Here is a 17,362-nt window from a genome sequence, read left to right as displayed (position 1 = left end):
AAGAACAGGCTGTTGCGAGTCGTTCGCATCAGCCTGTTTCCGACCTATTCGCCGACCATCGCGTCGTCGAGGCGCTTCTTGGCGGCGATATAGGTGTCGATATTGGCCTCCAGCATGTCGAGCGGGACCGGACCGGGCGCAAGCACGCGGTCATGGAATTCGGCCCAGCTGAACTGGTCGCCCAATTCGTCCATTGCCCGCTGGCGCAGCTCCATGATCTTCAGCTTACCGATCATGTAGGCGGTCGCCTGGCCGGGCAGGATGGCATAGCGCTCGATCGCCTTGCGCGCATCGGCCTCGGGGTTGGGCGTATTGGTGAGGAGATAGTCGATCGCCTGCTCGCGGCTCCAGCGCTTGTGGTGGAGGCCGGTATCGACGACGAGGCGCGCGGCACGCCACAGCTCCATGCCGAGGCGCCCGAAGTCGGAATAGGGGTCGGTGTAGAAGCCCATATCCTTGCCCAATTCCTCCGAATAGAGACCCCAGCCCTCGGTATAGGCAGTCTGGCCGCCGAAGCGGCGGAAGTTGGGCAGGCCGTCGAGGCCGGTCTGGATCGAGCGCTGGAGATGGTGGCCGGGATTGCCCTCGTGATAGGCCAGCGCCTCCAGCTCGTTGAGGCTCATCGCATCCAATTCGTAGAGATTGACGTAATAGGTGCCAGGGCGCGAGCCGTCCGGGGCGGGCGATTGGTAGAAGGCCTTGCCGGCGCTCTTCTCGCGGAAGGCCTCGACCGGCTTCACCACCAGGTCATCCTCGGGGAGGATGCCGAAATATTGCGGGAGGACCGGATTGATCTTCTCGTACACGGCATCGACCTTGGCGAGATATTCCTCGCGGCTCTGCGCGAAGAATTGCGGGTCGGTGCGGGTGAATTCGAAGAAGTCGGACAGGCTGCCCTCGAACCCGACCTCTGCCATGATGCCGCGCATCAGGCCGTGGATGCGTTCGACTTCGCGAAGCCCGATATTGTGGACCTCGTCGGGGGTCATGTCGCTATTGGTATAGTTGGAAAGCTGCGCGGCATAATAATCCGCGCCGCTGGGCAGGCGCCAGACGCCATCATCGGTGGGGGCCATGGCCTGCTGGCGGACCATCTCGGCGCGAAGCCGCTGGTAGGCGGGGATGGCGCTCAGCGTCCACGCCGTCTCCGCGCCGTCCATCAGGCCGGCTTTGGCTTCGTCGGAAATGTCGAGCGCGGCAATCTTGCCGGCAAAATCCTCGAGCACGGCATTTTCGGTGCCTGCGGCAAGCAGGTTGTCGATATCGTTGAGGACAAAGGGGTAGACCCAGTCGGGCGGCATGATGCCGTCATTCGCGCGCGCTGCGCTCTCTTGGGTGAGCTCGTCCATGTAACGGCCGATGTCGGCGATGCGTTCGACATAGGCGACCGCATGGTCGACTTCGCTGACGCGGTGGATGTTGATGAGGAAGGCGGGGATGCCCGACTGCTGGCCGAACATCTGGTTGAAGATGAAGCCGTAGCGATGGAAGGGCTGTAGGCGTTCTTCCATCGCAAGGTCGCGTAGGAAGAGGTCGTAGCTGATGCGGTCCTGTTCATTCAGGGTCGCGCGGTCGAATTGCAGCTTCATCGCATTGGCGGTCGACTGCATGAGGCGCAGCTGGGCGAGGTCATTTTCAAGGCTCGGATCGCCAAGCGTCGAATAATCCTCGTCGATAATGCCGCGATAGCTTTTCGATTGCGGGCTGAGTTCGAGCATGGCCGCATCATATTCGGCGAAGAGCTGCGCAAGCTCGGCATTGGCCTCGTCGGCAGCGGCGGGGGCGGCGCAGCAGGCTTCGACCGGTCCGGTCTGGGCGGTCGTGCAGCCCGCGACGGCGAGGCTGGCAGCGGCGGCGAGAAGGGCAATACGGCTGTTCATGAAAATGGCTCCGATCAATTCGTTTCGCGCGCGATCTTGCCCGCATTATCGAGACCGCGCTAGGGGGCAGCCATGATCTATCGCCTGTTCCGGCCGCTTGTCTTCGCGCTCCGCGCCGAAGATGCGCATCGCACGACCATCGCCGCGCTGAAACGCATGCCGCGCAAGCCGGTGCCGCAATTCGCGCCGTCGCTGGGGCAGGAGATTGCCGGCATTCATTTCCCCTCGCCGGTCGGGCTCGCAGCGGGTTTCGACAAGGATGCGGAGGTGCCGAGCGCGATGCTGGGGCTCGGCTTCGGTTTCGTCGAGGTGGGCACGCTTACGCCGCGACCGCAGGCGGGCAATCCCAAACCGCGATTGTTCCGGTTGAAGGAGGACCATGCCGTCATCAACCGTATGGGCTTCAACAATGGTGGCCAGTTAAAGGCGGCCGAGCGCCTGCAGATGCGGGTACGCGAACGCGGCGTGGTCGGGATCAATATCGGCGCCAACAAGGATAGCGAGGATCGGATCGCGGACTATGTGCTGGGCGTCCAGCGCATGGGCGGGCTGGCCGACTATCTCACCGTCAACATCTCCTCGCCCAACACGCCGGGGCTGCGGCAGCTGCAGGACGAGGGGGCATTGAAGGAATTGCTGCAGGCGGTGCGTGAAGCACGCGGCGATGCGGGGCCGCCCGTTTTCCTCAAGGTCGCGCCCGACCTCGAAGCCGACGATCCCGAGCGCATCTCCAGGGTCGCGATCGACAGCGGGATCGATGCGCTCATCGTTTCCAATACGACCATCGACCGCCCCGACACGCTTCAGTCTCCCCTGGCGAGCGAAACGGGCGGGCTGTCGGGGCGTCCACTCAAAGACAAGGCGCTCGCCGCGCTGCGCGGATTTCGCAAAGCCAGCGGTGGCGACATCCCGCTCATCGCTGCCGGCGGGATCGAGAATGCGAATGACGTGTGGGTGCGGATGCGCGCGGGGGCGAGCCTCGTCCAACTCTATTCGGCGTTGGTCTATGAGGGGCCCGGCCTCGCCATGCAGATTGCTGCAGGCCTGTCGCGCCGCCTCGAGGCCGAGGGCGTCAGCAACATTGCCGAGATCGTCGGAACCGAGTAGCGAACATGGCCATGCTGCGCACAATGACACCGCTAGCCGCCTTGTTGCTCGCCTCGTGCAGCACGCTTCCCGAGACATATGAAGAGCCGCAAGTTGCTGTCGGCGCGGTCAGCGCGGCGGAGCCGCGTGCGGTCGCGGCGGGCGAGGAAATCCTGGCCAAGGGCGGGTCGGCGACCGATGCGGCGATCGCGGTGCTGGTCACGCTGACCCTGGTCGAGCCGCAAAGCTCCGGCATTGGCGGCGGCGGCTTCATGCTGCGCGCCGACAATCAGGGTAACATCACCACGTATGACGGGCGCGAGCGCGCGCCGATGGCGGCGGGACCCGACTGGTTCCTCGGCCCCGATGGCGAACCCGTCCCGTTCCGCAGCGTCGTACCGGGCGGACGCAGCGTCGGCGTGCCCGGCAATGTCGCGCTGATGAAGATGGCGCATGACGCGCATGGCAAGCTCGAATGGAGCGAGCTGTTTGCGCCGGCAATCGCATTGGCGCGCGGCGGTTTCCCGATGACCAACCGGCTGCACACCATGCTCGGCAATGAGGATTTCTCGCGTACCCTGACGGCGGAGCAGCGGGCCATCTATTTCGACGCCGAGGGCAATGCCAAGCCGGTCGGGACGATGCTCACCAATCCGGTCTTTGCCGATTTCCTCGAGCGGCTGGCCGCCGACGGCCCGAGCGCTTTCTATACCGGCGCCAATGCCCGCGCGATTGCCGACAAGGTCAGCCTGACCGAAGTCGCGCCCGCGCCGATGACCACCGCCGACCTTGCTGCCTATGAAGCCATGGAGCGCGCGCCGGTGTGCGCCGAATATCGCACTTATTATGTCTGCTCGATGGGGCCGCCCTCGTCGGGCGCAACGACGGTGTTGCAGATCCTCGGCCTGCTTGAGCGGTTCGACCTTGCTGCATTGGGGCCTGACAGCCCGGCCTTCTGGCACCTCTTTGCCGAAGCCAGCAAGGTCGCCTGGGCCGATCGCAACGCCTATTTGGGCGATGCCGATTTCGTGAGCGTTCCGGTCGCCGGCATGCTCGACAAGACGTATCTCGCCGGACGCTCGGCGATGATCGACCCGGAGAGCGCGCTGACCGACGTTGCGCCGGGCTCGCCCGCGGGCGCCGTGCAGGTCGCCTTCGGCATGGAGCCGAACGAAAACGGCACCAGCCATTTCGCGGTGGCCGATGGCGAGGGCAATGTCGTCTCGCTCACCTCGACCATCGAAGGCGCCTTCGGGTCGGGCCTGATGGTCAACGGCTATTTCCTCAATAACGAGCTCACCGATTTCAGCTTCCGCCCGGTCGACGAGGCCGGCAATCCGGTGGCCAATGCCGTCGCAGCGGGCAAGCGCCCGCGCAGTTCGATGAGCCCGACGATCGTGTTCGATGAGGAGGGGACGCCCGTACTTGCGATCGGTGCTGCCGGCGGGCCGACGATCATCACCCAGACCGCCAAGAACATCATCGCCTATATCGATTTCGGCTATGGCGCGCAGCAAGCGATCTACCTACCCAACATGTACGCCCCGGGCGTCGTGATGATCGAGGAGCATGACGGCGCGGAAGCCCTCGCTGCCGCGCTCCGCGACCGCGGCCACGCCGACGTTCGCATCATTGCCCCGCGCTTCAAGGCCAATGCGGTCGAGCGCGTAAATTCCGGCTGGGTCGCCGCCTTCGACCCCCGGACCCAAAAAGACGTTTTAGGAGTTGCCGCCCCATGACGAAGAAAGTGGAGCTCGAACATTTTCCCAACCTGGTGACGATGTTCTTCACCCGCGCCCGCGAACAGGGCGACAAGCCGTTCCTCTGGGCCAAGAAGGACAAGGCGTGGCAGTCGATCAGCTGGCGCGAGGCGGCACAGAAGGTCGCGTCGCTGGCGCAGGGACTGCGCGACATGGGTATCGAGGCGGGCGACCGCGTGATGCTGGTCTCGGAAAACCGTCCCGAATGGCTGATCGCCGACCTCGCCATCATGGCGGCGGGCGGCGTCACGGTGCCGACCTACACCACCAATACGACGCGCGATCACCAGCACATTCTCGGCAATAGTGATGCGCGCGCGGTGATCGTGTCGACCCAGAAACTGGCCGAACCGCTGCTGCCGGCGGTCCTGTTTGCGAGCGAATGTCATCATGTCATTTCGATCGACGACATCATCACCGGCCAGTCGCCCGACATTGCCCACTTCCATCATTGGGAGGACCTAGCCGCGACCGAGGCCGATCTCATCGCCTTCGAGGAAGAGGCGCGGCAGATGGGGCGCAGCGACCTTGCCTGCCTCATCTATACGTCGGGCACCGGCGGCGCGCCGCGCGGCGTGATGCAGCATCACGGCATGATCCTCCACAATGTCGAAGGCTGCGTCGACGTCATCGCCAATGATTTCGATTGGGAGGACGAAGTATTCCTCTCCTTCCTCCCCGCCAGCCACGCCTATGAGCATACGGGCGGCCAGCACTTTCCGATCGGCCTTGGCGCGCAGATCTATTATGCCGAAGGACTCGAGAAGCTCGCCAGCAATATCGAGGAAGTGCGCCCGACGCTGATGGTCGTGGTGCCGCGCCTGTTCGAGATGCTCCGCCAAAAGATGCTCAAGACGATCGAGAAGGAAGGCGGGCTCGCGCAATATCTGCTCGACCGCGCCATCCAGATCGAGACAAAGCGCTATGAGGGCCGGTCGAGCCTGCTCGATGCGCCGATGAATGCGATCCTGTCGCAGACTTTGCGCAAGAAGGTGCGCGGCAAGTTCGGCGGGCGCATGAAGGCGATGGTGTCGGGCGGGGCGCCGCTCAATCCCGATGTCGGCCTGTTCTTCCAGGCGATGGGACTGACCATGCTCCAGGGCTATGGCCAGACCGAAAGCGGACCGGTCATCAGCTGCAACCGTCCCAAGGTCGGCCTACGCATGGAAACGGTCGGGCCGCCGCTCAAGAATACCGTGGTGAAGATCGCCGAGGATGGCGAGATCTGCGTGCGCGGCGAGCTCGTGATGAACGGCTATTGGCGCAACAAGGACGACACCGCCAAGGTGCTCGACGAGGAAGGCTGGTTGCTGACCGGCGATGTCGGGCATCTCGACGAGAAGGGACGGATCTGCATCACCGACCGCAAGAAGGACCTCATCGTCCTCGACAAGGGCGACAATGTCGCGCCGCAGCGGATCGAGGGCATCCTCACGCTCTACCCGGAAATCGCGCAGGCCATGGCCTATGGCGATCGTCGCCCGTACATCGTCGCGCTGCTGGTGCCCGATGCCGAGGCGACCAAGGGCATGAGCGACGAAGAAATCCAGAAGGCGCTGCGCGGCGTCGTCGACAAGGTCAACAAGGATTTGAGCGTGATCGAAAAGATCCGCCGCTTCATCATCGCCGACGAGCCTTTCACCGTCGACAATGAGATGCTGACGCCCAAGCAGAGCATTCGCCGCCACAAGATCCTCGCCATGTACGAGGATCGGTTGGGCAAGCTCTACAAGAGCTAGTCGGCTTCGCGATAGGGAATGAACGGCCCGAAGGCGCAGATGCCGCCCGGGATGCCGCTCGACGTGTCTACGATCCGCGCCGTGTCGTTCGAGCAGATGCGACCGCCGAACGGTTCGATGACGAGCGCATTGCCGAAATCGCCGAGACCGGGGCAGCGATTGTCGAAGACCTGCAGGTAGCGCACCGAGCCGCGGCGATAGAGGATCGTCTTTTCGTCGATCACCTGGCTGCGGCTGGTGGAGTTGATGTCGAGACAATTCTGCGGTTCGCCGGCGACGAGGCCTTCCAGTTCGTCTTCGAGCGTGGCGCGGGCATCGTCGGTCATCGCATAGGGTTGCGGGGTCGTGCAGCTGGCAAGCGCAAGCGGGGCGGCGAGAATGGCAATCCGTTTCATGAGCGAATTCCTTTTTGTGCGACGCGTCGAGAACGATCCTCCGCAGCCCGAGTTTCCACAAGCTGAACGAGGCTCAGCTCGAATGGTCGGCGATGAGCCGCCAGCCCTCGGCCTCGCGTGCGAAGACGAGACTGGTGAGACCGGTAGCCGGCTCGCGGTCATCGGGATAGGTGAGGATGTAGCGCGCGATGAAGAGCGCATGGTCCTCGCCGAGCGGGCGGAAATCGAGCGTTTCGAAGGTGAGAATGCCGCGTTCGGACGGATCGGGATCGGACCAGTCATAGGCCTCGCGATAGCGCTGTTCCATCGCCGCCGTGCCGCGCAGCAGGCCGCCCGATCCGGCAAAGCTGGTCTCCGGCGCGTCGGAATAGAGGGCGAGGAAGCGCTTCATGTCGCCCTCATTCCACCCCGCCGCGCTATCCGCGAGCAGCGCCTCGATATCGGCCGCGGTGACGGCTTCGGCGCTCTCGACCGGCGCCTCGGGCGCGGGCGTTCCCGCCTCGCAGGCAGCAAGGCCGATGGCCGCAGCCATGATCGCAATTGTCCTCATTCGATTTCCCCCTCGATCAGAAATTGTCCTTGGCCTGGCGCAGGTCGTGGAAGGCGGCCGGGCTGTCGGCGCGCAGGAACGGGTTGGTCGCGATCTCCTCGGCGACCGTCGTCGGGACGGTGCGTTCGTTTCTTGCGCGGGCCGCCTCGACCGCGGCGAGCCGCTCGGCGATCGGGCCGTCATCGGCGAAGGCGTGGGCCGCGAACTTGCCGTTGGAGAGCGTATATTCGTGCGCGCAATAGAGCTTCATGTATGCGGGCAATTCGGTGAAGCGCTGGAGCGAGCCGTGCATCTGGTCGGGCGTGCCCTCGAACATCCGGCCGCAGCCCATCGCGAAGATGGTGTCGCCCACGAACGCCACGCCGTCATCGTCGAAAAGATAGGCGATATGGCCGAGCGTATGGCCCGGAATGTGCCAGATGCGGGCCGTCGCGCCGCCAAGCTCGAATCTGTCGCCTTCGTCCAGCTGGACATCGATGCCGGGGATCTTCTCGGCCTCGGGGGCAGGGCCGACGATGGTCGCGCCGGTCGCTTCCTTGACCCGCAAATTGCCGCCGACATGGTCGGGGTGCCAGTGCGTGTTGAGGATATGGGTGATGGTCCAGCCGAGCGCGTCAGCGGCTTTCAGGCAGGCATCGCCGTCGCCCGGATCGACCACGCCGACCGCATCGCCGACCTTTACCAGCCAGTGATAATTGTCGCTGAAGGCGGGGACGCAGGCGATCTCCATCCGCCCGACATGATCGATCTCGTAATTCACCAGCTGCCCTCATTGTCCATCGACATCCACGGCTCTGCAGGCTGCTGTGCGCCCCCCTTGTTCAGGAGCTCGATGGAGATGCCGTCGGGTGTCTTCACGAAGGCCATGCGGCCCTCGCGCGGCGGGCGGTTGATGGTGACGCCAGCCTGTTGGAGCCGTTCGCAGGTGGCGTAGACATCGTCGACCTCGAAGGCGAGATGGCCGAAATTGCGCCCGCCGCCGAAATCATCGCTTTCGCCATCCCAATTGTGCGTGAGCTCGATCTCGGCATCCTCGCCCGGCACACCCATGAAGATGAGCGTGAAACGGCCGCCTTCGCTGTCCTTGCGGCGGCGCTCCTCGAGCCCGAGCATCTTGAAGAAGTCCACCGTGGCCTCGGGGTCGGTCACGCGGATCATGCTGTGCAGGAAGCTGGTCATTCAAACTCCGTTCGTCGATAGATATGCACGGTTCACCGCAGGTTCAGTGCAGCTCGCCTAACGCCATTTCCGGCAGGATAACGGTGTCCGGCCCCCATGAACAGGAGAGGCGCGATGACGGAAACGAACGAGACCACCACCTTCGAAAAGGTCGTCGCCAACCCCCGAAGCCTGATCCTCGCCGCCATCGTGCTGGCGATCGGGATGATTGCCGGCGGCTACCTGCTCGGCGACGGGCTATTGCGTGCCAAGGCTGCCGACCGCGCCGTCACGGTGCGCGGGCTGGCCGAGCGCGATGTGACCGCCGATCTTGCCACCTGGACGATCAGCTATTCGGCCGAGGGGCCCAGCCTGCAGGCGGTGCAGGCCGAAATGGATCGCGATACCGAGACCATCTACGCCTTCTTCCGCGAGGCCGGCTTTGATGCCGACGCGCTCAGCCCCTCGGGCGTCAACGTCAACGAATATGTCCGCAATGGACAGCGCATCACCTCGATCAGCCAGCGGCTTCATTTCCGCACCGACGATATCGAAGGCGCCGAACGCGTGGCCGAACGCCAGTTCGAGCTGGCGCGGCGCGGGGTCAGCGTGTCGGACGGGTCGGGCATGACCTACACCTTCACCGGATTGAACGAGATCAAGCCGGAGATGATCGCCGAGGCGACCCGCGATGCGCGCGCCGGGGCCGAGCGGTTCGCCGAGGATAGCGGCACCAATGTCGGATCGATCAAAACGGCGACGCAGGGCTATTTCTCGATCGGCGCGCGCGATGGCGAAGGCGGCTATGGCGCCGGCGACCGGCCCGGCAAGAAAGTGCGGGTCGTCACCACCATTCAATTCTATCTCGACTGAGTTAGCCAGGCCCGCGAGCAGGCGGCGGAGCGGCTATTCCGCTTCGTCGCCGACCAGGAGCTGGAGCCCCTGTCCCGCAGCGCGGGCGGCAGGGTGGCCGGGCGCGGCGAGCACCGCCTTGCGCCAATAATCCTTGGCGCTGTCGGGTTCGCCCTTGGCGATGGCGACGAGGCCGGCAAGGTGGAGCAATTCGGGGCTGTCGGGCGCGAGCAGGAGCCCGTTGCCGACCCGCAGCTCGGCATCGTCGAACCGCTCGAGGTCGAGCGCGATGCGCCCGCCGAGGAACCACAGGTAAGGGTCCTGGTCGACCAGAGTGGCGGCATCGTCGAGCGCGACCAGCGCCTCGTCGGCCCGCGACAGGCCGTAAAGCGCGGTGGCGCGGTCGATCAGCGTGAAGCCGCGCTGCATGGCATCCAAAGTCTGGCTCGCCAGCGCCGCGTCGATCGGACCGAGCGCGCGGGTCGGATCGCCGGCCGCCAGCCACATGGCGCCAGCCGCGGCATTGGCGCGGGCCTGCTCACCAGCGTCTGCGGCGAGCAAGGCAGCCTCTTCGAAGAAGCGCGCACTATCGGCATGGCGGCCTTCGCCCTGCGCGACCGTGGCGCGGCATAGCGCGCTTTTGACCGAGGCGTCCTCGGCGCAGCGCAGCACTTCGCCAGGCGTGGCGACGGGCGGGACTTCCTGGGCGGCAATGGCAAGAGCGAGAAGTGAAATCATGCGTTGCTGATCTGATGGTCCAATGCATGCAGCTCGGCAATGATGGCGCCGATTTCGTGGGGCTGGGAGAGGCGATGTCCGCTATTCTTGATGAGTCGCAGCTGAACGTCGTGGCTCTGCACCATCTCGATCAGTTTCAACGGCACACCGATCGGCACGTCGGTATCCTTGTCTCCATGGACGAGGCGCATCGGCCCGGTGAAGGGGATGGGCTTGGTGAACAGCCGCATTTCCTCGCCAGAGCGGAAGAAAGGCATGTGGGTGACCATGAGGTCGGGGCCGTAGGGGGTCGGGCGCTCGATCTTGCCCTCGGCGATGATCTTCTTCTTTTCATCGAGGCTGAAGCCCCAATTGGTGAAGTCGGGCGCGGCGGCAATGCCGAGGATCGCCTTCACCCGGTCGGGCCGGTTCAAGGCGGCATGCAGCGCGAGCCAGCCGCCCATCGACGAGCCGACCGCAATGACCGGGCCATCGGCATGGGCATCGATCATGGCGAGGGTTTCGTCGAGCCAGCGCTTCAAGGTGCCATCGGAAAACTCGCCGTCCGACAGGCCGGTGCCCGAATAGTCGAAGCGCAGGCAGGAACGGCCCTGGCGCTGCGCATAAAGGTCGATCGCCTCGGCCTTGCCGCCGTCCATGTCGGAGGCATAGCCCGGCAGGAAAAGGTAGGTGAGGCCCTTGCCGTCGGTCTTGCGATAGGCGAGGCGGCGATCGTCGTGGCGCAGGTAGCGCAGCTCGGTCGGTTGGGTCATGCCGCCTTGCCTAGCGGGGAACTTAGGCCGCGGCTAGCTTGCGGGGTCGCAGGCGTTGCGGATGGCATCCCACTCGGCATCGGTGAAGGCGGGGCGGGTTTCGCCCTGCGCTTCGGCGGCGGCGCGAAACTTGTCGGCGCGACCTTCGCTCACCGGATGGCTCGACAGCAATTCCTCAAGTCGGCCGCCGTCGCCCATGCCGGCGAAATCGTCGAACAATTCGGCCACGCCCTCTAGCGAGATGCCGGCCTCTTCCATCATGCGGATGGCTTCCTCGTCGGCTTCGCTTTCATTGCCGCGGCTGTAGCTCAGCGCGACAAGGTTCTGCGCCTCGGCCCCGACATCGTCGGCAAACAGGCGGAGCAGGGCGCCGATGCCGAGCTCGCGGACGAGTGCTTCGGTGACATGGCGTTCTTCGACATGGGCGATTTCGTGGGCGATGACGCCGGCGAGCGCGTCGGGGTTTTCCCAGCGGTCGATGGCGCCGTCGAACAGGACGATGTGCGCGCCTGGCAAAGCGGCGGCATTTTCCCAGTCGACGTCGAGGATGGCGGGTTCGATCCGTGCTGCGGCCTCGGGGCCGGCGAGCCGGTCGATGAGCGCGGTGACGGCGGCCTCGGCCTCCGGGCTGCGGCAGCGACGGTCGCCGAAATCGCCGACCATCGCATCGCCCAGATTGTCTTCCCAGGCGGTCGGGACGAGCGGCGCGACCGCGGCGGGCGCGGCATAGGCGCCGACCAGCACCAGTGCGGAAATGCCCGCCAGTGCGATCAGCGCAGGAGCCAGCCCGATCCGGTCGATAAAGCCACCATAGCGCGCCTTCTTGGGCAACACGGCCGCGAGGCCGTCGCTGACAGGCTCGGGAATGATGAGGCGCCAGCCTTCGTGCGTCTGGTGGGCAAGCGTGATCGTATCCTTGACCCCGTCGACGACCATGAGGTCGCCGGTCGGGACGAGGGTACGGCGATGCTCGGCATCGACAATGACGACGCCGCTCGAACCGGCATCGACGAGGACACGCTGACGCCGCGCCGTGTCGCCATCATAAAGGATCGCGCTGGTGGCCATGCTGCCTTTCGCTCCCAATGCGTTAGAAGGCGCCGATGTCGAAGGCGTCGGCAAGGCCTTCTGCATCGCCCGGCGCTTCGGTCTGCGACTGGGCAAGCTGGTCTGGATCGATCCGGCCTTCGAGCTCGAGATGCGAGACGACGAACTTCCAATTGCGATAGCTCCAGAACAGGGCGCCGATGCCCAGCGTCACGACGGCCAGGGCGATATTGCCGACCCACAGCCAGATCCACTGCAGCGTGCGCGCGCGGAAATGGGGCTGGACCTCGCCGATCGTCGTCGCCTCGACCGCCGCGCGCAGATATTTGGCGTGATAGGCAAGGAAGAGGAGCGGCATCAGGATGTAGAAGACCACCAGAATCGCAACGATGAAGCCGACAAAGCCGCCACCCGCTGCGTCGACGCTGCTTTGTGCAGCCGAGGAAAAGATGGCCGCGCCGCCCGCGATGAAGGCGATGATCCCAACGAAGGGAACGAGATAGAGCAAAAGCCAGCGCGGATAGAGTTCGCCGGCCTCGAGGCGCGCATCGAAGCGCATCGAGCCGAACTCCATCTCGTTCCAGCGCGAATTCCACAGCTGCGCCTGGGTCCAGGGATAGGCGAGGCCGAGGCTGATCGCGCTCAGGATACCGTAGCCGAGCGTCTGGCCGCCATAAGCGAAACCAGGCTCGTCACTACCGCCGCGAATGCCGCGCCACCAGGTGCGGCTGAGGCGATAGCGCAGGGCGCGGAACATGGCAGTGCCGCCAAGCGCGCCGATTCCGAGATAGACGAGGAGCGTCAGCAGGCCCGCGGCAAGGTCCTGGCCACGCGCCACCAGTGCCGGCACGACCCACTGCACAACAAGGTAGAAAGGCAGGAGGACGATCAGGGCGACGAGGACGAAGCCGATGAACATCTCCTTGCCCGTGCCGGTCCATTCCAGCGGGTCGCCCGCGGCATGGGTACGGCTCCACAAATAGCGGCGCTCGCGGGCGATCGCCCAGAAGCGATAGATGCCCAGCGTGACGATGGTCAGCAGGAAGTTGGGAATGGCGATCCCGGCATATTCTTTCCAGTCGCCGCGAAACTCGACCGGCAGGCCCGGATCATGGGCCGTTTCTTGATGATGGATATTCATAACGCTTTACTTTCCCCCACGGAATGGAGCGACCACTAAAGCGTTGGACGCAAAAGAAAAGCGGCGCTTCGTCCCTCGGGGAAGAAGTGCCGCTTCCTGTTGCGCAAAGGTCTCAGTCGTCGGCGAGAAACGCGAGGAGCGCTGCGTTCATCTGGTCGGGCTGGTCGAGCATGATGAAGTGGCGCGCGCCCTCCACCGGCACGAAGGTGATGTCGGGCGTGCCTTCATACTGGACCGGATAGATGCCCGCGGCCATCTCCGCCGAAAGCGGCTCGGCAATCGGATAGAGCATCGTCACCGGCACTTCGAGCTCGGCGAGGCGAGGCCGCAAATCCGTGGTCATGATGTCGTACATGAGGTTGCCGCCGACCGCGAGATCGGCGCTCGCCGTATAGGCATCGACCTTGCACTGCGCGGCCTTGGTCACGGCCATGCTTTGCGCCTGCATCGAGGGTGCGTCGCAGTCGGGGGCGGGCAGGTCCATGCTGGCCTGCGCCACCATCATGTCGCGCATGCCGGCCGCCATTCCCTCCGCCGCCTCGGGCGTTTCCATGCCCATCAGGACGGAGAAGAACGGGAGCGAATCGACGATCATGATCTCTTCGACCAGCCAGGGCTTGTCGAGCGCAAGGTTGAGCGCGGTAAAGCCGCCCATCGAATGGCCGACGATCCGTGCGGTGCCGAGGCCGTTGGTCTCGATATATTTGGCGATGTCGCTGACGAGGAAGGGCAGCACCGGTCCCTCGGCATTCTTGCCGGGGTCGGTGTCGCCGAAGCCGTCGACCTGGACGAGATGCACGCGCGCGCCGCTGGCGAGAAGCGTGTCGACTTGGCCCTCCCAGACACTGCGCGGGGAGAGCAGGCCGGGAATGAGGATGACGTCCTCGTCGCCCTCGCCGAGCACTTCGACGCTGAAGCGATCGGGGGTCGCATCCTCGGCCGAGAAAGTGGGGTGCGTCTCGGCGAATGCGGGCAAGGGGGTGGCGGTGGCCGCCAATGCGGCGGCGATCATGGCAATCGGTTGCATGGCTCTATCCTTTGGGGTCGAAAATGGCTTCGATGGCGAGGTCGAACACCTCGGCAATGGTGAAGGCGAGGGGAAGCGAGGGGTCGTACTTGCCGGTCTCGATGGCGTTCACGCTCTGGCGGGAAACACCCAGTTTTTCGGCAAGGTCGCCCTGGCTCCAGTCGCGCTCGGCGCGCAGGACCTTGAGGCGATTCTTCACGCGCAGTCTCCCGTCGTGCCGTAGGCGAGCTTGTTGATCAGCGCGCCGATGCCGAGGCCGAAGAACCACACGATCGGCCACCAATAGGCATCGACATGCGGGACCTGCCCGAAGCTTTCGAGAAAGCCCCAGACCGAGGCCGCCGACAGCGAAAGGCCGGTGGCGATCAGGGACTGGCGCACCATGAGCATGCGCAGGAATTCGTCCTGCTGCTCGATCATGAAGCGACCGATGGCGTAGAAATAGCCGGCAACGGCAAGGCCCGGCACGATGGCGATCATCACGCTCAAGACGGTGATCGGGTCGCCATCGTCGATCAACGCGGTCGCCGCGAAGAGCGAGCCGACATAGCCGACGCTGACGATGACCATGCGCTTGAGATAGTTGCGCGCAGGGCTGCCGACGGCACCGCGGCTGCCCGCATTATGCATCGCATTCATCCCGGCCTTCACGAGGAAGAGGATGGGAATGAGCATGAGGCCGTTGGCAATCAGCGGATCGTCGATGCCGCTCTGGTCGAGGAAGATCGCCATGCCGATGATGGAGGCGAACATGGCCCCGAACCAGGGGATGACGGGCTTGCGCACCTTGGGGGTCGTATCAGTCATGATCAGCAGCTCCCGCACGACTTGCTCGAATAGAGCGAGGCGTAGGCGGCGCCCATCAGGCCGAAGGTGACGCCCATCGCGCCGCCATCGCTGAAGCCGTTGAGCTTCGAGAGGATCGCGGCGCCGATGATGATGGCAGCCCAGATAAATGCTTTGACGGTGATGGTCATTGGTCAATGGTCCTTTTCAAACTGTAAAGGGTATTTGACATGCGATTCGCCTAAAGTCAAGGGTGCTTTACAAAAGGACAAGGGGCCTTGCATTCTCCTTTTGGTTGAATGGGTTGCTGCACTGCACTAGGTGAGGGTCCATGACCGAGATGGTGAAAATCGAGCTGCCCGACGGCAGCGTGAAGGAAATGCCCGAAGGCGCGACCCCCTATGACGTCGCGGCGGACATCGGGCCGGGGCTCGCGAAAGCGGCAATGGCGGCGCGCGTCGATGGCGAAGTGCGCGACCTGAAGCGTCCCTTCGAGGGTGATGCCAAGCTGGCGCTGATCACCAAGCGCGACGAGGCCGATGCGCTCGAGCTGGTACGCCACGACTTCGCGCACGTTCTCGCCGAGGCGGTGCAGAATATGTATCCGGGCACCCAGATCACCTTCGGCCCCGCCACCGATGACGGCTTCTATTATGATTTCGCGCCCGCGCCGGGTCGCGGCATGTTCACCGAAGAGGATTTGCCGGCGATCGAGGAAGAGATGCGCCGCATCATCGCCGCCGATAAACCGCTGATCCGCGAAGTGTGGGATCGCGAGCAGGTGCGCCAGTTCTTCATCGACAATGGCGAGGCCTTCAAGGCCGAGTGGGTGATGGAGCTGCCTGAAGACGAGCCCATCACGATGTACAAGACGGGCACTGGCGAGGCCGACTGGATCGACCTGTGCCGCGGTCCGCATCTGCCCTCGACCGGCTATCTCGATCCCAAGGCGTTCAAGCTGACCCGCGTGTCGGGCGCCTATTGGCGCGGCGACCAGTCGAACCCGATGCTCTCGCGCATCTACGGCACCGCCTGGCTCGACCGGAAGCAGCTGAAGCAGCATCTCGTCCGGCTGGAAGAAGCGGCCAAGCGCGACCATCGCAAATTGGGCGCGGAGATGGACCTGTTCCACCTCCAGCAGGAGGCGCATGGCAGCGTCTTCTGGCACCCCAATGGCTTCCGCGTCTGGCGCGAGCTCGAAGCCTATATGCGCCGCGCGATCGACGATGGCGGCTATAACGAGATCAAGACCCCGCAGCTCATGGACGTGAAGCAGTGGACCCAGTCGGGCCACTGGGGGAAATATGCCGAGAACATGTTCGCGGTCCCCGACATCGTTCCCAATGTCGAGAGCGAGGAAGAGGCCGCGTCGCCCGACATTGCCGACGATGCGGATTGGATGGCGATCAAGCCGATGAACTGCCCGGCCCACGTGCTCGTCTTCAAGCAGGGCATCACGTCCTATCGCGAGCTGCCGATCCGGCTCTATGAAAATGGCTGCTGCCACCGCAACGAGCCGCATGGCGCGCTGCACGGCCTCATGCGCGTGCGCCAGTTCACCCAGGACGATGCGCACATCTTCTGCACCGAGGACCAGGTGGTCGAGGAGATCCACAAATTCTGTCGCCTCGCCGACCGGATCTACAAGGATTTCGGCTACACCTATCATGTGAAGCTCGCGACCCGCCCCGAAAAGCGCTTCGGCAGCGACGAGATGTGGGACAAGGCCGAGCAGGAAATGCGCGACGCGGTCAAGGCCGCGGGCATGGACAATGACGAATATGGCTGGGAAGAGCTGGAGGGCGAAGGCGCCTTCTACGCGCCCAAGCTGGAATGGCACCTCACCGATGCGATCGGCCGCACTTGGCAGGTCGGCACCATCCAGTCCGACCGCGTGCTGCCCGAGCGTCTCGATGCCTCCTATATCGGCGAAGATGGCGAGCGCCATCGCCCGGTCATGCTCCACCGCGCCATCTTCGGTTCCTACGAGCGCTTCATCGGCATGCTGATCGAGCATTATGCCGGCAAGATGCCGCTCTGGCTTGCGCCGCGTCAGGCGGTCGTTGCGACCATCGTTTCCGATGCCGACGATTATGCCAAGCAGGTGCATGCCAAGCTGGAAGCCGCAGGGCTGCGCAGCGAGGTCGATCTTCGCAACGAAAAGATCAACTACAAGGTGCGCGAGCATAGCCTCGGCAAGGTCCCGCTGCTGGTCGTCGTCGGCAAGCGCGAGGCCGAGGAAGGGACCGTCGCGTTGCGCCGTCTCGGCTCGGACGAGCATCAGAAGATCATGACGCTCGACGAGCTGGTCGAGATGATGAAGGACGAGGCGACTCCCCCCGACCTCAAGTGACGCTTCGGTTGCCGCCGCGTTAACCCTTCTTTTGCGCTTCATTCCGTAGAGGGAAACCCAAGGGCCGGTGCATCTGTGCATCCGGCGGGTAATCCGGG

18 protein-coding genes are annotated in these 17,362 nt (G+C 64.4%); 5 read left to right on the top strand and 13 right to left on the bottom strand.

From position 1 onward, the window contains the following. Positions 1–44 precede the first annotated feature (44 nt). Positions 45–1,880 (bottom strand): DUF885 domain-containing protein, encoded by a 1,836-nt coding sequence (locus NDO55_RS08800; RefSeq protein ID WP_252114400.1) that lies wholly within the window; start codon positions 1,878–1,880, stop codon positions 45–47. A 72-nt stretch (positions 1,881–1,952) separates the two neighbouring features. Between NDO55_RS08800 and NDO55_RS08795 the strand changes: the two genes are divergently transcribed. Genes NDO55_RS08795 through NDO55_RS08785 form a run of 3 tightly spaced genes read left to right on the top strand, consistent with a single transcriptional unit; the run spans position 1,953 to position 6,465 of the window. Further along, entirely contained in the window at positions 1,953–2,987 is a 1,035-nt protein-coding gene (locus tag NDO55_RS08795; protein ID WP_252114398.1) for a quinone-dependent dihydroorotate dehydrogenase, read from the top strand. Positions 2,988–2,998: 11 nt separating this feature from the next. Beyond that, positions 2,999–4,705, top strand: a complete 1,707-nt coding sequence (ggt, locus tag NDO55_RS08790; RefSeq protein ID WP_252114396.1) for a gamma-glutamyltransferase — start codon at positions 2,999–3,001, stop codon at positions 4,703–4,705. Beyond that, on the top strand, positions 4,702–6,465 hold the full coding sequence (locus NDO55_RS08785; RefSeq protein ID WP_252114394.1) for an AMP-dependent synthetase/ligase: 1,764 nt from the start codon (positions 4,702–4,704) through the stop codon (positions 6,463–6,465). The genes ggt and NDO55_RS08785 overlap by 4 nt, the downstream gene beginning before the upstream one ends. Here the strand turns inward: NDO55_RS08785 and NDO55_RS08780 are convergent. The 4 genes from NDO55_RS08780 to NDO55_RS08765 form a co-directional block, all read right to left on the bottom strand. Continuing rightward, positions 6,462–6,860 (bottom strand): hypothetical protein, encoded by a 399-nt coding sequence (locus NDO55_RS08780; RefSeq protein ID WP_252114392.1) that lies wholly within the window; start codon positions 6,858–6,860, stop codon positions 6,462–6,464. The genes NDO55_RS08785 and NDO55_RS08780 overlap by 4 nt on opposite strands. 73 nt (positions 6,861–6,933) lie before the next feature. Continuing rightward, a complete protein-coding gene (locus tag NDO55_RS08775; protein ID WP_252114390.1) occupies positions 6,934–7,410 on the bottom strand; it encodes a YybH family protein in 477 nt (158 codons plus the stop codon). 16 nt (positions 7,411–7,426) lie between these two features. After that, a complete protein-coding gene (gene gloB / locus NDO55_RS08770) occupies positions 7,427–8,170 on the bottom strand; it encodes a hydroxyacylglutathione hydrolase (RefSeq protein ID WP_252114388.1) in 744 nt (247 codons plus the stop codon). Next, positions 8,167–8,589 carry a VOC family protein gene (locus tag NDO55_RS08765; RefSeq protein WP_252114386.1) on the bottom strand — a complete coding sequence of 141 codons (423 nt, stop codon included), beginning with the start codon at positions 8,587–8,589 and terminating at the stop codon, positions 8,167–8,169. Before NDO55_RS08765 ends, gloB begins: the two co-directional genes overlap by 4 nt. Positions 8,590–8,703: 114 nt before the next feature. Between NDO55_RS08765 and NDO55_RS08760 the strand changes: the two genes are divergently transcribed. Beyond that, on the top strand, positions 8,704–9,441 hold the full coding sequence (locus NDO55_RS08760; protein ID WP_425276887.1) for an SIMPL domain-containing protein: 738 nt from the start codon (positions 8,704–8,706) through the stop codon (positions 9,439–9,441). 33 nt (positions 9,442–9,474) lie between these two features. Here the strand turns inward: NDO55_RS08760 and NDO55_RS08755 are convergent, their stop codons facing one another. From NDO55_RS08755 to NDO55_RS08720, 8 genes are all read right to left on the bottom strand, one after another. Continuing rightward, a complete protein-coding gene (locus NDO55_RS08755) occupies positions 9,475–10,158 on the bottom strand; it encodes a tetratricopeptide repeat protein (RefSeq protein ID WP_252114384.1) in 684 nt (227 codons plus the stop codon). Continuing rightward, positions 10,155–10,910, bottom strand: a complete 756-nt coding sequence (locus tag NDO55_RS08750; RefSeq protein ID WP_252114382.1) for an alpha/beta fold hydrolase — start codon at positions 10,908–10,910, stop codon at positions 10,155–10,157. Before NDO55_RS08750 ends, NDO55_RS08755 begins: the two co-directional genes overlap by 4 nt. 33 nt (positions 10,911–10,943) lie before the next feature. Then, the gene (locus NDO55_RS08745; protein ID WP_252114380.1) at positions 10,944–11,978 is read right to left on the bottom strand and encodes a M48 family metallopeptidase; all 1,035 of its coding nucleotides are present in this window, start codon (positions 11,976–11,978) and stop codon (positions 10,944–10,946) included. A 22-nt stretch (positions 11,979–12,000) separates the two neighbouring features. Next, positions 12,001–13,098: a YjgN family protein gene (locus NDO55_RS08740; RefSeq protein ID WP_252114378.1), complete on the bottom strand. Its 1,098-nt coding sequence runs from the start codon at positions 13,096–13,098 to the stop codon at positions 12,001–12,003. 112 nt (positions 13,099–13,210) lie between these two features. Continuing rightward, complete coding sequence (locus NDO55_RS08735) at positions 13,211–14,125, bottom strand: alpha/beta fold hydrolase (RefSeq protein WP_252114376.1); 915 nt, start codon at positions 14,123–14,125, stop codon at positions 13,211–13,213. Positions 14,126–14,129: 4 nt separating this feature from the next. Continuing rightward, positions 14,130–14,324: a helix-turn-helix transcriptional regulator gene (locus NDO55_RS08730; RefSeq protein ID WP_252114374.1), complete on the bottom strand. Its 195-nt coding sequence runs from the start codon at positions 14,322–14,324 to the stop codon at positions 14,130–14,132. Further along, positions 14,321–14,932, bottom strand: coding sequence for a hypothetical protein (locus NDO55_RS08725; protein WP_252114372.1), 612 nt, complete (start codon positions 14,930–14,932; stop codon positions 14,321–14,323). Before NDO55_RS08725 ends, NDO55_RS08730 begins: the two co-directional genes overlap by 4 nt. 2 nt (positions 14,933–14,934) lie before the next feature. Next, positions 14,935–15,102 carry a hypothetical protein gene (locus tag NDO55_RS08720; protein ID WP_252114370.1) on the bottom strand — a complete coding sequence of 56 codons (168 nt, stop codon included), beginning with the start codon at positions 15,100–15,102 and terminating at the stop codon, positions 14,935–14,937. A 140-nt stretch (positions 15,103–15,242) separates the two neighbouring features. Here NDO55_RS08720 and thrS point away from each other — a divergent pair, with 140 nt between their 5' ends. Next, positions 15,243–17,264 carry a threonine--tRNA ligase gene (gene thrS, locus NDO55_RS08715; protein ID WP_252114368.1) on the top strand — a complete coding sequence of 674 codons (2,022 nt, stop codon included), beginning with the start codon at positions 15,243–15,245 and terminating at the stop codon, positions 17,262–17,264. Positions 17,265–17,362: the final 98 nt, after the last annotated feature.

The organism is Sphingomicrobium sediminis, from assembly GCF_023805295.1.
Taxonomy (GTDB): Bacteria; Pseudomonadota; Alphaproteobacteria; order Sphingomonadales; family Sphingomonadaceae; genus Sphingomicrobium; species Sphingomicrobium sediminis.
The sequence above is the reverse complement of the archived record's forward strand: the minus strand, read 5'-3'. Positions and strand labels throughout refer to the sequence as shown.